Raw genomic sequence first — 13,956 nt, forward strand, 5'->3', positions numbered from 1 at the left:
CTAAAGAGGTATCAATATGGTCATGGTCGAACTCTTCGTGGTTCTGCTCTTCATCTATTTGGGGGCAAGAATCGGTGGTATCGGCATTGGTTTTGCCGGTGGTGCTGGGGTCATTGCGTTGTCTTTGATCTTGGGCGTACCAACAAGCCAAGCTTACATTCCCGTTGACGTAATTTTGATCATCATGTCTGTAATCACCGCTATCGCAGCAATGCAAGTAGCGGGTGGTTTAGACTGGATGGTGCAAGTTGCTGAAAACTTTTTGCGCAAGCATCCTGAGCGCATCACCTTTTATGCGCCTATCGTAACTTACCTAATGACATTAATGGCGGGTACTGGCCACACGGCATTCTCTACTTTGCCAGTGATTGCAGAAGTAGCGAAAGGCCAAGGCGTGCGCCCTTCTCGTCCACTGTCTATCGCGGTCGTGGCATCGCAAATCGCTATCACCGCATCACCAATCTCAGCGGCTGTTGTAGCGTTCGCGGCAATGCTGCACCCATTTGGCGTTGACTACCTAACACTACTAGCAATCTGTATCCCAACGACGTTCATCGCGTGCATGATCGGTGCGTTCGTGGCGAACTTCATGGGCTGTGAGCTAAAAGACGATGCTGAATACCAAGAGCGTCTAGAAAAAGGCTTAATCAAGCTAAATACAGAAGCAAAACGCGAAATCCTACCAACAGCGAAGAAAGCAACCTTCATCTTCCTAGGCGCAATCGCATTTGTCGTGTGTTACGCAGCAGCAATTTCTGGCTCTGTGGGTCTTATCGAGAACCCTGCTCTAGGCCGTAACGAAGCTATCATGACGGTAATGCTAGCAGCTGCGGCAGCTATCGTAATGAGCTGTAAAATCGATGCTGGCAAAATCCCAGCCGCAGCAACATTCCGCTCTGGTATGACAGCGTGTGTGTGTGTTCTTGGTGTGGCATGGCTAGGTTCTACGTTCGTTAACGCGCACGTTGACGGCATCAAAGAAGTGGCTGGTGCGCTACTAGCAGACTACCCATGGATGCTAGCACTTGTTCTATTCTTCGCTTCAATGCTGCTTTACTCACAAGGTGCAACCACTGTTGCGCTGATGCCAGCAGCACTAGCAATCGGTGTCGCACCACTTACCGCAGTTGCATCTTTCGCAGCAGTAAGTGCGCTATTCGTGCTGCCAACTTACCCAACGCTTCTAGCAGCGGTTGAGATGGACGACACGGGTTCAACTCGTATCGGTAAGTACGTATTCAACCACCCATTCTTTGTACCTGGTGTGGTAACCATCGCTTCTGCGGTAGCACTTGGCTTCGCATTCGGTGGTCTACTGATCTAGTAGAAACAGAGTCTTACTCGGGGAGCTTCGGCTCCCTTTTTTATTGCCTGTTGTCTTGATTTATGCTCAATAAATCTTCATTTTCATGAAACTTATTGACTCGCCTCCGGGTCTGATTGAGTTACACTAACGGCAATTATCTAAGATGAATTGACTCTTTTATGCGCGCATTACTTCCCGTTTTACTCTTAGGGCTCATTACCTTTTCCACTCCGTCTTTAGCTTTATTTGGCAAAGACCAGTTTAACAGTAGCCAGAACAACAGTTTTGGTAGCAGCAGCGACAGTTTTGTTCCTGTTGATCAGGCGTTTCCATTTAACTTCTACCAGCAAGATGACAAATTGATGCTCGATTGGCAGGTACGTGACGGGTACTACCTATATCAAGAGCGCTTGTCTGTAGCTGGTGAGAAAGTATCGCTAGGCGAACTGCAAATGGAAGACGGCACACCGCATAAAGATGAATTCTTTGGTGACGTGCATATCTATACTCAACCTCTCTTCGTTAATGTACCAATGCATGATTGGCAAGACGGTGCGCGCGTAGTCGTGCAATACCAAGGTTGTGCGAAAGCAGGCTTCTGTTACCCGCCAGAAACTCGCGTGATTCCTATCAGCGCGTTTACTTCGTCGAACTCAGATTCAACAACGGCGACAACTACATCAAAAGCAGAACAGACACCAACAGCAACGCCACCAGCGGTGCAATCATCTACGTCTGGTGACACATCATCAGTGCCAGTAACACAGCAAGATAGCCTTGCTGCCAACCTTGCTGATAACTGGTGGACACCACTTCTGTTCTTGGCGCTTGGTGTGGGCTTGGCGTTTACACCTTGTGTGCTGCCGATGTACCCAATTCTGACCAGCATAGTGCTTGGCAGTGGCAAGCTAAGCCAACGCCGCGCGCTAGGCTTGTCATTCGTCTACGTGCAAGGCATGGCACTGACTTACACCCTACTCGGCCTTGTGGTGGCATCTGCAGGTATGCAGTTCCAAGCGGCAATGCAACACCCTTATGTGCTGATTGGCTTGAGCGTACTGTTCATCGCACTCGCTTTGTCTATGTTTGGTCTGTACTCATTACAGCTACCAAGCAACGTTCAAACGTGGTTAAACAACCTCAGCAACAAACAGCAAGGCGGCAGCAGTGCAGGCGTATTCGCCATGGGGGCGATTTCTGGACTGGTGTGCTCACCATGTACCACGGCACCTCTGTCTGGTGCGCTACTTTACGTGGCACAAAGCGGCGATTTGCTTACCGGTGGTATCGCGTTATACGCGCTGGCGATGGGCATGGGTATTCCGCTGATTCTTGTTGCGGTCTTCGGCAACAAACTGCTACCAAAAGCAGGTGGTTGGATGGACCGAGTGAAAACACTCTTCGGCTTTATTCTGCTTGCCGCACCTATCTTCTTACTAGAACGCATCATGCCAGAAATGTGGTCAACGATTCTGTGGTCAGCACTGGGTATTGCTGCTTTTGGTTGGCTATACCACATCAAAAACAGTCTAGAGTTTGGTGGCTGGAAACAAAGTGCCGTGGGCATAATCGCCGTCTTAGGTTTGCTAGCCTCAGCACAACCTATCTTAAATTACTGGTTTGGCAACAGCACAACACAAACTCAGCAAGCCACTGTTAGCTTTACTCGCATTGCTAACGTGGCGGATCTTGAAGAACAACTGGCACTTGCGAAAGCGGCAGGTAAACCCGTCATGCTCGATTTCTACGCCGATTGGTGTGTAGCATGTAAAGAGTTTGAAAAGTACACCTTCCATGACCCAAGCGTCGAAGCCAAACTGCAAGACTTCGTTCTTCTGCAAGCGGACGTGACCAAAAACCAAGTGCAAGACATCGAACTACTGAAGCACATGAGTGTGCTTGGTTTACCAACAATTGAGTTTTGGGATGCCAGTGGTGAACACGTTTCAAACGCTCGTTTGACGGGCTTTATGCAAGCCGAGCCTTTCTTAGAGCATATCAAGCAGTTCTGATAACCAGATATTCAAACGCCAGTGATGTCCACTGGCTTTTTTTGTTGCTCAGATTTGAATAAGAACATTGCGTTTATATGCAATTTTCCTAATAAAAGTCGATTTGGTTCAGACTTTTAGCGAATAAATATTGTCCACTCTCTCAAAGCTGGACAATAATAAATTTAACGAAATAGTCAAAAGTGTTTAACGTCATGGATTCGACCTACACCATCATTATTGCAGATGATCACCCACTCTTCCGGAATGCCTTGTTTCAATCTATCCACATGGCTATTAGTGGTGCAAATTTGCTGGAAGCGGACTCACTCGACGCACTTCTGGCTTTGTTGGAGCGAGAGGAAGAGCCAGATTTAGTGCTATTGGATCTCAAAATGCCAGGAGCAAATGGTATGTCTGGCTTGATTCATTTGCGAGCAGAGCATCCAGATTTACCTATCGTCGTCGTTTCAGCGAGTGAAGAGCCGGCGATCGTGACGCAGGTGAAAAGCCATGGTGCATTTGGTTTTATTCCCAAGTCCAGCGACATGCGCGAATTAGTGAACGCGCTCAATCAAGTGCTGAATGGCGACCCATACTTCCCTGAAGGGTTGATCACCAATAACGCGGCATGTAATGACTTAGCGGAAAAGATTGCTGCGCTAACACCGCAGCAATATAAAGTGTTGGGAATGTTGTCCGATGGCTTGCTGAACAAGCAAATCGCTTACGAATTGAATGTTTCAGAAGCCACCATAAAAGCGCACATGACAGCGATTTTCCGTAAGCTCGGTGTAAAGAACCGCACGCAAGCCGTGATTATGCTGACGGAAATGAGCGACTAGATTGACGTCTTATCGTCAGACTTACTTTTTTCGTTTGGCAATCGGATACCGACTTTAGTGACCTGCTGATCAACAACATCAGCGACGATCCAATGCAAACCTTGCCACTCGAAATGGTCTCCCAATACTGGCGTGCTACCTAATTGCTCTTCGACAAGGTTTCTCAAACTTTTATCCAGCGGTTCATCCCCCAGATTCAAACCATACATCACGGCAATATCGGCAAGCTTCACTTCAATATCGAGGAAGAAGTCACCGAAGAATCGCGCTAGCGACGCTTTCTCTGGGGCTTCACTAAACAGTAAGCTCAGTGCATCTAAATCCTTTTCTTGTGCTAATACACACAAGGTATCATCTTCCTCAAGACGCGTACTGCCGGATGGGTGCAATAGCTCTTTACTGCGAAATACAGCGGCGATACGCGTTCCTTCCGGCATCGAAAGACTACGTAATGGCTCACCAATGCACCATTTATCTGCTTTAAGTCTATAGATAAACAGCTCCCACTCACTGGTCGGGTAAATCTCTACACCCGTACGCGAAATTGGCTCAGGCTTAGAAGGTAGCTCGACCTTTGCAAGAGACATCGCCTTAGTCAACGTGCCCCCTTGTACTATCAAAGACACCATTACTACAAAGAATGCCAAATTGAAGTACAGTTGAGCATCTGGCAACCCTGCCATCATCGGAAATACCGCGAGGATGATAGGTACAGCACCACGCAGTCCTACCCAAGAGACAAACCACTTTTCACGTGGCGTGAAACTCTTGAATGGCAGTAAACCAATCCAAACTGAGATTGGTCGGGCAAACAAAATCATCCCGAAAGCAAGCGCAAGACCTGGCAACGCAATAGAGAGTAAATTGGATGGCGTAACCAACAAACCAAGCACCAAGAACATACCAATTTGAGCTAGCCACGTCATACCATCTAAAACATGAAGAATAGAGTGGCGGCTGCGTGTTGGACGGTTACCTAATAAAAGACCAACAAGGTAAATCGACAAAATACCACTGCCACCCAAAGTGTTAGATAAAGCGAAAATAAGCAAGCCACCACTGACCGTTAAAATAGAATACAGCCCATCTGGTAATTGATTGCGATTGATAACTTTCCATAAGATCCAGCCACCAGCGAAGCCAAGTAACGCGCCAATACCAAACTGCTTAAGAAAACTGAACGCCAAAAAGCCCGCACTTAAATCTGCGCCAGGGTTCGCTAAAATAGCAATCAGAGTTACGGTCAGAAACACCGCCATTGGGTCATTGGTGCCGGATTCAATTTCCAGCGTTGAACCAACACGTTCGTTCAGGCTACGACCTTTGAGTAGAGAGAAGACCGCGGCAGCATCGGTGGAACCAACAATCGCACCAACCAATATGCCTTGCAATAAATCTAAGTCGAATAACCACGTTGCCATCAGCCCGGTTAAAATGGTGGTGATCGCAACGCCAAATGTCGCCAAAGAGACCGAGGGCCATAACGCAACCCTAAAGCTGGCGACCCGCGTTCTCATCCCACCATCAAGCAAAATGATGGCTAATGCGAGGTTACTAACCAAATAAGCGATCGAAAAGTTATCGAATAAAATGCCGCCTAAGCCGTCTTCCCCCGCTAGCATTCCAACGGCTAAAAATACCAAAAGAATTGGGATTCCCAACTTAGAAGACACTGGGCTTAAAAGAACGCTAAGTGCGATTAACAACGCACCTATTAGAAAAAAACTGTTAATGGTGTCTGCGTCCATTCTCACCCTCCCTTAATGAAAAACGATAATAATTGTGATGAGCAAGGCTACTTCGTTAATGAGGTAATGCCCTAATCTGCCTCCCCTTTACACCGTCTCAAAATGCGAGGTTGTACGAGAATGACTCAGTTATATTACTTTATTGTGCGTTAAAACGGTGATTTGATGCGAAAACTTTATGTAAATAAATTACTTGTGAGCTTTCTTATCTACGCCTTCTCTCATTGAGAGCCACAAGATCACCACCAATATTTACACAGCATCTCCAAATTCAATGAAGAAAAGATTAATGGCCAGTCTTAATCATGCTTGTTTATCCAATCAACCTTTAGACCTTTGGCTAACTTAACAGTTTATTAACATAACATTTTACCCCTTTATTCGCTGCAAAAGCCCATAGTATGGAGGTTCCTCATTTTTAACACCCCGACTAAAGTTGAAAAGAGTTATTGCCAACACCTTGCTAATGTACATATTGAAACATTTCATTAACAACAATACCAATCGTAAGGAGACGGCAATGGCATTTGAAAGCGAAGAAAGAGCCAAAGCCTATTGGGACAAAAACGTGAAGCTCATGATCGGCCTAATGGTCATCTGGTTCGTCGTGTCTTTCGGCTGCGGCATTTTATTTGTCGACGTACTAAATCAATTTCAACTAGGCGGTTACAAACTCGGTTTCTGGTTTGCTCAACAAGGCTCCATCTATGCCTTCCTAGGAATTATTTTCTATTACGCATGGAAGATGCGCCAAATTGACCGTGAATTCGGCGTGGACGAATAAGGAGTCACTCAGATGGATTTGAAAACTATTACCTACCTGGTCGTTGGCGCCACGTTCATCCTGTACATCGGGATTGCTATTTGGGCTCGCGCCGGCTCAACCAAAGAGTTTTATGTTGCTGGTGGCGGTGTAAACCCGATTGCAAACGGTATGGCAACCGCAGCCGATTGGATGTCCGCAGCGTCCTTTATCTCAATGGCAGGCTTAATTGCCTTCATGGGCTATGGCGGCTCAGTATTTCTAATGGGTTGGACTGGTGGCTACGTTCTGCTTGCGCTGTTGCTAGCGCCTTACCTACGCAAATTTGGTAAGTTTACGGTGCCAGAGTTTGTTGGTGAACGCTTTTACTCCAACACAGCACGTATCGTAGCGGTTGTTTGTCTTATCATCGCATCAGTGACTTATGTTATCGGTCAGATGAAAGGCGTGGGCGTTGCGTTTGGTCGCTTCTTAGAAGTGGATTACTCCACTGGCCTATTAATTGGTATGTGTATCGTTTTCATGTACGCGGTTCTTGGCGGCATGAAAGGCATCACTTACACGCAGATTGCTCAATATTGCGTACTCATTCTTGCTTACACTATCCCTGCAATCTTTATCTCTCTGCAACTCACTGGTAACCCAATCCCACAAATTGGTCTAGGGAGTACCATGGCTGGTACCGATGTCTATCTACTCGATCGGCTTGACCAAGTGGTGACCGAACTCGGATTCAGTGAATACACGACCCAAGTACGTGGCGACACACTTAATATGTTTGTCTACACCATGTCACTGATGATTGGTACTGCCGGTCTACCACACGTAATTATCCGTTTCTTTACCGTGCCGAAGGTTCGCGACGCACGTACATCAGCAGGCTGGGCTCTGATCTTCATCGCAATCCTTTACACTACTGCACCAGCGGTATCAGCGATGGCTCGCCTCAACCTAATGAATACGGTAAATCCAGCTCCGGGTCAGCACCTAGCGTATGACGAGCGTCCTGCGTGGTTCAAAAACTGGGAAACAACTGGACTACTCGGTTTTGACGATAAAAATGGCGATGGCAATATCCAATACACTTCAGATGCGTCCACCAACGAACTGCGCGTTGATAACGACATCATGGTATTGGCTAACCCAGAGATCGCTAAACTACCAAACTGGGTGATTGCACTTGTGGCAGCAGGTGGTCTTGCAGCTGCACTATCTACCGCAGCAGGTTTACTACTCGCCATTTCTTCAGCTATTTCCCATGACTTAATCAAAGGGGTTATCAATCCGAACATATCCGAGAAAAAAGAGCTACTTGCTAGTCGAATATCAATGGCAGTAGCGATAGCAGCCGCAGGCTATCTCGGTTTAAATCCGCCTGGATTTGCCGCAGGTACGGTAGCACTCGCCTTTGGTCTTGCCGCTTCATCCATCTTCCCTGCATTGATGATGGGCATCTTCAGCAAGAGCATCAACAAAGAAGGCGCAATCGCCGGTATGATTGCGGGTATCAGTATTACGCTGTTCTACGTATTCCAACACAAAGGCATCCTTTTCGTTGCTGATTGGAAATATCTAGAAAGCTGGGGAACAAACTGGTTCCTGGGTATTGAGCCAAACGCGTTTGGTGCTATTGGCGCACTATTTAACTTCATCGTCGCATTCGCTGTCTCCAAAGTAACAGCAGAAACGCCACAAGAAGTAAAAGACCTAGTCGAACACGTTCGCGTGCCAGTAGGTGCTGGTAGTGCAGTGGATCACTAAAAACTAATCAAAACCACAAAAGCCCCGTTTGGAACCAGCCGTCCGGGGCTTTTTTATTCTCACTTTTCAGTTACCATATTCGCAGTATGTCGTTGCAAGGAAGCCAAGATGTTCAAAAACAAGCACTTTATTCTCGCTCTACTGATTGCGCCAGTTCTCTCTTTGATCGCTTACTTCGGTACCGATATGGCCCTCAGCGAGAAGCCCCACGCGGCACAAGAAGGGGAAACTTACAAACTCGCGAGTAAGTCTAATTGTCGTTACACCAGTGGTCTGTGTGATATGGAAAATGGCGATTTTAAAGTGAAATTTCGCTCGGAAAAACTCACTAAAAATAACTTAGAATTATCACTCAACGCCGCTTACCCACTCGAAGGTGTTAAAGTTTCTATTGTGAGTGACAAAGAGAAAAACGCTCAACCGATTAATATGAAGCCCGCCGATCAAGCAGGCCAAAGCTGGTACATCACCTTACCAAAGCCTGCATCTGCAGAAAGCTGGTTAAGAGTCGTCATTCAATCAGGCGGTACACTGTATTATGGTGAAACACAAACCGCATTTGTGAAGTACGAAACCTTATTTACTGAATAACGGTGACAAGCTAATTCACCGGTATTCAAACGACAGTGACTTAGTTTCACTCAGCATAAATGAATTCCTACTCAGCCGACGCCTTTGCGTCGGCTTTTGTTTCAGTAAGTCTTTCTTCAACAACCTCTTACTCTAAAAAGGGTTGCCAACTCACAAGTTAATTGATAATAATTATCATTACATTTAATGAGAGGTGGTTATGGACAACAAACGGGACATCTTTAACGCATTTTTTAAAGCCCAAGATAGATTCCTTCTCGCCGCACCACATGGCTTTGAGCCAGACGTGATTCATGACTATATTCATTGGGGAATGGTGTTGTCTTCTTGTTATGAACACGATGCCGATGAAGAAAATCTATTGTTGTGTGAGCTGTTTTTACGTCAGGTTTATTTCCATTTACTAGACGCAATTCAAGACTCAACTCGCAGTCGTATCTTCCGTCGTGTCTGTCTCGATTCTATCCATACGCCATTATTCTGCCTCAAACGCTATTACTACCAGTTTGAACAAGGCGACGTGAAATTTCTCGCACTACAACAACAATTACGCCTGATTCAAATCTCACTCGATTAACCAAAAGGATCCCTACCATGAGCACCGAATTCCGCATAGAAACTGACAGTATGGGCGAAGTAACGGTCCCTGCAGATGCTCTCTACCAAGCCCAGACTCAACGCGCCGTCGATAACTTCTCATTCAGTCAACATAAAATGCCATCTGGTTTTATCAAAGCGTTAGCACACATCAAGCAGACTGCGGCACTCACCAACGCACAGCTAGGGCTGCTTGAAGGAGATATTGCCAACGCGATTGCTGACGCAGCTCAAGCAATTATCGAAGGCAATCATATTGAGCAATTCCCAATTGACGTGTTCCAAACGGGATCAGGCACTAGCTCAAATATGAATGCGAATGAAGTGATTGCAACACTGGCCTCCCAGCATCTAGGCGGCACTGTCAGCCCTAATGATCACGTCAACATGGGACAAAGCAGCAACGATGTGGTACCGACGGCCATTCAAGTTAGCGCAGCATTAGCCATTGAAAAACAGCTCTTCCCGGCCCTGTCACACCTAAGCCAAACACTAGAGTCTAAGCAACAAGCATTGAAAGATGTTGTAAAAACCGGTCGCACCCACTTAATGGATGCGATGCCAATTACCTTTGCTCAAGAACTTGGCGGTTGGCAGTTCCAAATCGAGCATGCAAAACAAGCGATTGAACAAACACTTCCTGCTGTAAAAGCCTTAGCCCAAGGTGGTACGGCGGTTGGAACGGGGATCAATGCCGATCCACGCTTTGCAGACTTATTCGCTAGCAACCTAACCCAGTCAACTCGTATTCAGTTCACGGCCAGTGATAACTTCTTTTTCAATTTAAGCAGTCAAGATGCGATCGTCGCTCTGTCGGGACAGCTCAAAACAGCAGCAGTTGCGATCATGAAGATCGCAAATGATCTTCGTTGGATGAATTCAGGCCCATTAGCTGGTTTAGGTGAGATTGAATTACAAGGCTTGCAACCGGGTTCTTCCATCATGCCTGGCAAAGTAAATCCTGTGATCCCAGAAGCCGCAGCTATGGCATCAGCGCAAGTCATTGGTAATGACACCACCATTACCGTCGCAGGCCAAGCGGGCAACTTCCAGCTTAACGTCATGCTGCCAGTTATTGCTCATAACGTATTGGAGAGCATCGAGTTACTCTCTAACAGCGCAACCGCTTTAGCTGACAAAGCCATTGCGACGTTTGAAGTTCGCCAAGATAACTTGGATGTAGCACTCGCCAAAAACCCTATTTTGGTCACGGCTCTCAACCCTGTCATTGGTTACCTAAAAGCGGCAGAAGTCGCGAAAAAAGCCTACAAACAGGGACGCGCGATTATTGATGTCGCGGAAGAAGAAACTGATTTGGATAGAGCCACACTAGAGCGATTGCTTAATCCAGCCAAACTGACTCAAGGCGGCGTCGCAGAATAAGCGGCAAACTCAGCCTATCAACTAAGATTACAAACATCGAGACCTCCATTCGGAGGTCTCTTTTTATAGCGATTTTTCAAACACTCCAATCCTAAGCAACTCGATTGAGCACCGAACGCAGCTTAAGCGGCTTAACTGGCTTAGCAATAAAGCTGAACCCATTTGCTTTGATGCCATCAAGCATATCATCGGTACGATCTGCACTGATGATGACGCCTTCAAAGCTGTGGCCTAATCTCAGGCGGCATTGCTGTAGCACTTCTAAACCAGTACGACCATCATCAAGTCGGTAATCGGAGAAAATTACATCCGGAATCCAACCATCCTCAAGCGCTTGTAGACTTTCAACTAAATCAATCGCAACTCGTGTATCGCAGCCCCATCGGGAAAGTAAGTTTTCCATGCCGACTAGAATGTCAGGCTCATTATCGACACATAGGATTCTCAGATGACCAAGTTCAGATTGCTTACTCATTGCCACGTGAACTGGATGAGGCTGAACATGATCAGCTTTATCTAGGGTGATGGAAAAAACACTGCCTTTTCCAACCCAAGAGCGCATCGAAATTTCATGCCCAAGTACCTGAGCAATTCCTTTCGAAATCGCCAAACCAAGTCCGAGACCTTGGTCGGAACGAACTTGAGTTCCGCGATTAAACTCTTCAAAAATCTCTTGCTGCTTCTCTTCTTCAATCCCCACTCCATTATCCCATACATCAATACGCACTCGCCCTTTCACGCGGCGAACACCAAGTGCGACTTTGCCATTCGGGTTATAACGAAACGCATTGGTCAGGAAGTTTTGCACCACACGGCGCAGCAGTTTGGGATCCGACTTAACCATGAGTGAGGACGGAATCATGGTGAACTCTATACCTTGCTGTTTGGCTAACGCACTAAACTCAGCATTCAAATTCGATAACACATCATTTAACGCAAAGCCATGCACGTTGACTTCCAACTTGCCCGATTCCAAACGCGAGATATCCAGCAAATCTCCAATTAAGTCTTCGGCAGCCTCTAAAGCACTTTCAATGTGTGCTGACAGCTTTTTGGCTTCGCTGTCTTTGGCGACTTCCGATAGTGAAGATGCGAATAGACGCGCCGCGTTGAGCGGTTGCATCAAGTCATGGCTTACTGCCGCCAAGAACCGTGATTTGGACTTCGATTCCAAATCAGAGCGCTGCGTCGCTTCCACCAGCTGCTTGTTGAGTTGTTCTAATTCTCGAGTCCGCAGACGTACCCTTTCTTCCAATGTCTCGTTGGCGTCTTTCAGTGCTTGCTCTGCATCACGGAATACGGTGATGTCGGTAAAGCTCATCACAAAGCCACCACCTGGCATTGGGTTACCTTGCACCTCTATCACGCGACCATCGGGACGAACCCGAGAAGAGGTGTGCCGAGTCCCTTGCTCAAGGTGATAAACACGGCGACGAACGTGGTCATCAGGGTCACCAGGGCCACACAACCCCTGCTCTGCATTGTGCCGAATCACATCCGCAATCGGTCGACCTACTTGAATCAGGCCTGGCGGAAATTCAAAGAGTTCTAAATAGCGTTGGTTCCACGCTACCAAGCGTAGTTGCTTATCGACGACCGCAATACCTTGTCCAATATGCTCAATCGCGCCTTGGAGTAAACCCCGACTAAAATCGTACAGTTCAGAGGCTTCATCGACGATAGTCGCCACCTCTTCAAGCTGCATGTTTCTTCCTTGCAGAGCGGAAGTAAGTACTAACTTAGCAGAAGATGCTCCAAATACCCCTGCTAGCACACGCTCCGTATGCCGAATCAGAGAAGATGGCGCTTGTTGATTCGGCATCAACTCTTCTCGTTGCTGGCTCCAGTAGGCTTGAAACGCCGCTTTAACTCGCGTTCGTCCTACAAATCTAGACGCTAGCATTTCCAGTTCTGCAACCGTAACGCGGCTCTGGTACAGACTCATATTTTCGCTTTCAGGCAGCGGTGTACCAACGAATGATGCCGATTGTAAGCGCTCACTTAGGCTTGGTCGGGTAGCCATAGAAACCACAACAAAACACACTGCATTAGCGACCACACTGAGGATCATCCCCCAATCTGAAATCGCGATATCAAAACTAGCCAATACCTCTGGTGGCGTAATCAACCAGATCAGGAAGTTATTACTGGCGTCTCCGGCAAGCATGTCTGTTTGGCTCATTAACGTAATCAACCAGGTAGCAAAACCCACCGCGAGGCCAACATACACACCTTTCTTATTCCCTTGACGCCAATACATACCGCCAACCAGCGCAGGAGCGAATTGCGTGATAGCCGCGAACGAGAGAAAGCCGATAGCAGACAGTGAATGAATAGTGTCCAACGCTTGATAGAAACACCACGCGCCAATCAACAAAACTAATATCAAACCACGGCGGATCCGCAGTAATAATTCAGAAAAATGCTGATGGTTACGCTGCGTCAGTCGCATGCGACGCAATAGCAATGGCATAACCAAGTCATTCGAGACCATGATCGCTAAGGCAATCGTCGATACGATAACCATGCCACTTGCCGCTGAAGTACCGCCTAGAAACGCAAGTAAGGCGATTTCACTCGCCCCTACCGACATCGGCACACTGATGACATAAGTATCAGGCGAAGCGCCACTCAAGAGACCTTGCCCTACCCACGCAATAGGTAAAACAAAAATCCCCATTAAGATCAGATAAATGGGGAACAACCAACGAGCCACGTGCAAATCTTGAGCACGTTCATTTTCCACAACCATCGTATGGAATTGTCGCGGAAGGCAAACGATCGCCAGCATCGTGAGTACAGTATGAATCAATATAGTCGGGATATTTGGTGACTGATACGTCTGTGCGGCAACATCAATTAAGCTCAAATTCTCGGTGTTCATCGCCAACCAAACAATGAAAACACCAACCACTAAAAAAGCCAGCAGTTTGATAATGGATTCGAAGGCAATTGCCATCATCATCCCACG

At 47.0% G+C, this 13,956-nt stretch carries 10 protein-coding genes; 8 read left to right on the top strand and 2 right to left on the bottom strand.

Annotated elements, in window-relative coordinates; genetic code table 11:
* Positions 1 to 16: 16 nt before the first annotated feature.
* From IQR33_RS30820 to IQR33_RS30830, 3 genes are all read left to right on the top strand, one after another.
* Positions 17 to 1,324, top strand: coding sequence for an anaerobic C4-dicarboxylate transporter (locus IQR33_RS30820; protein ID WP_005382378.1), 1,308 nt, complete (start codon positions 17 to 19; stop codon positions 1,322 to 1,324).
* 161 nt (positions 1,325 to 1,485) lie between these two features.
* Positions 1,486 to 3,318, top strand: a complete 1,833-nt coding sequence (locus IQR33_RS30825; protein ID WP_193837583.1) for a protein-disulfide reductase DsbD — start codon at positions 1,486 to 1,488, stop codon at positions 3,316 to 3,318.
* A gap of 194 nt (positions 3,319 to 3,512) precedes the next feature.
* Positions 3,513 to 4,142, top strand: coding sequence for a response regulator (locus IQR33_RS30830; protein WP_005382375.1), 630 nt, complete (start codon positions 3,513 to 3,515; stop codon positions 4,140 to 4,142).
* Here the strand turns inward: IQR33_RS30830 and IQR33_RS30835 are convergent.
* Positions 4,139 to 5,890, bottom strand: coding sequence for a potassium/proton antiporter (locus IQR33_RS30835; protein WP_005382374.1), 1,752 nt, complete (start codon positions 5,888 to 5,890; stop codon positions 4,139 to 4,141). The genes IQR33_RS30830 and IQR33_RS30835 overlap by 4 nt on opposite strands.
* A gap of 520 nt (positions 5,891 to 6,410) precedes the next feature.
* On the opposite strand from IQR33_RS30835, the gene IQR33_RS30840 reads away from it, so the two are divergent.
* From IQR33_RS30840 to IQR33_RS30860, 5 genes are all read left to right on the top strand, one after another.
* Positions 6,411 to 6,674 (top strand): DUF4212 domain-containing protein, encoded by a 264-nt coding sequence (locus IQR33_RS30840; protein ID WP_005382373.1) that lies wholly within the window; start codon positions 6,411 to 6,413, stop codon positions 6,672 to 6,674.
* A gap of 12 nt (positions 6,675 to 6,686) precedes the next feature.
* Positions 6,687 to 8,414 (top strand): sodium:solute symporter family protein, encoded by a 1,728-nt coding sequence (locus IQR33_RS30845; protein ID WP_005382372.1) that lies wholly within the window; start codon positions 6,687 to 6,689, stop codon positions 8,412 to 8,414.
* Between the two features lie 108 nt (positions 8,415 to 8,522).
* Positions 8,523 to 9,005, top strand: a complete 483-nt coding sequence (locus tag IQR33_RS30850; protein ID WP_193837582.1) for a hypothetical protein — start codon at positions 8,523 to 8,525, stop codon at positions 9,003 to 9,005.
* Between the two features lie 199 nt (positions 9,006 to 9,204).
* Positions 9,205 to 9,582: a hypothetical protein gene (locus IQR33_RS30855; protein WP_005382370.1), complete on the top strand. Its 378-nt coding sequence runs from the start codon at positions 9,205 to 9,207 to the stop codon at positions 9,580 to 9,582.
* A gap of 17 nt (positions 9,583 to 9,599) precedes the next feature.
* Positions 9,600 to 10,985 (top strand): class II fumarate hydratase, encoded by a 1,386-nt coding sequence (locus tag IQR33_RS30860; RefSeq protein WP_005386369.1) that lies wholly within the window; start codon positions 9,600 to 9,602, stop codon positions 10,983 to 10,985.
* Positions 10,986 to 11,076: 91 nt separating this feature from the next.
* On the opposite strand, the gene IQR33_RS30865 is transcribed toward IQR33_RS30860, so the two are convergent.
* Positions 11,077 to 13,956: PAS-domain containing protein (locus IQR33_RS30865; protein WP_228014234.1), on the bottom strand; the 2,880-nt coding region annotated here is incomplete at its 5' end.

The organism is Vibrio sp. OPT46, assembly GCF_015163535.1.
Taxonomy (GTDB): domain Bacteria; phylum Pseudomonadota; class Gammaproteobacteria; order Enterobacterales; family Vibrionaceae; genus Vibrio; species Vibrio alginolyticus.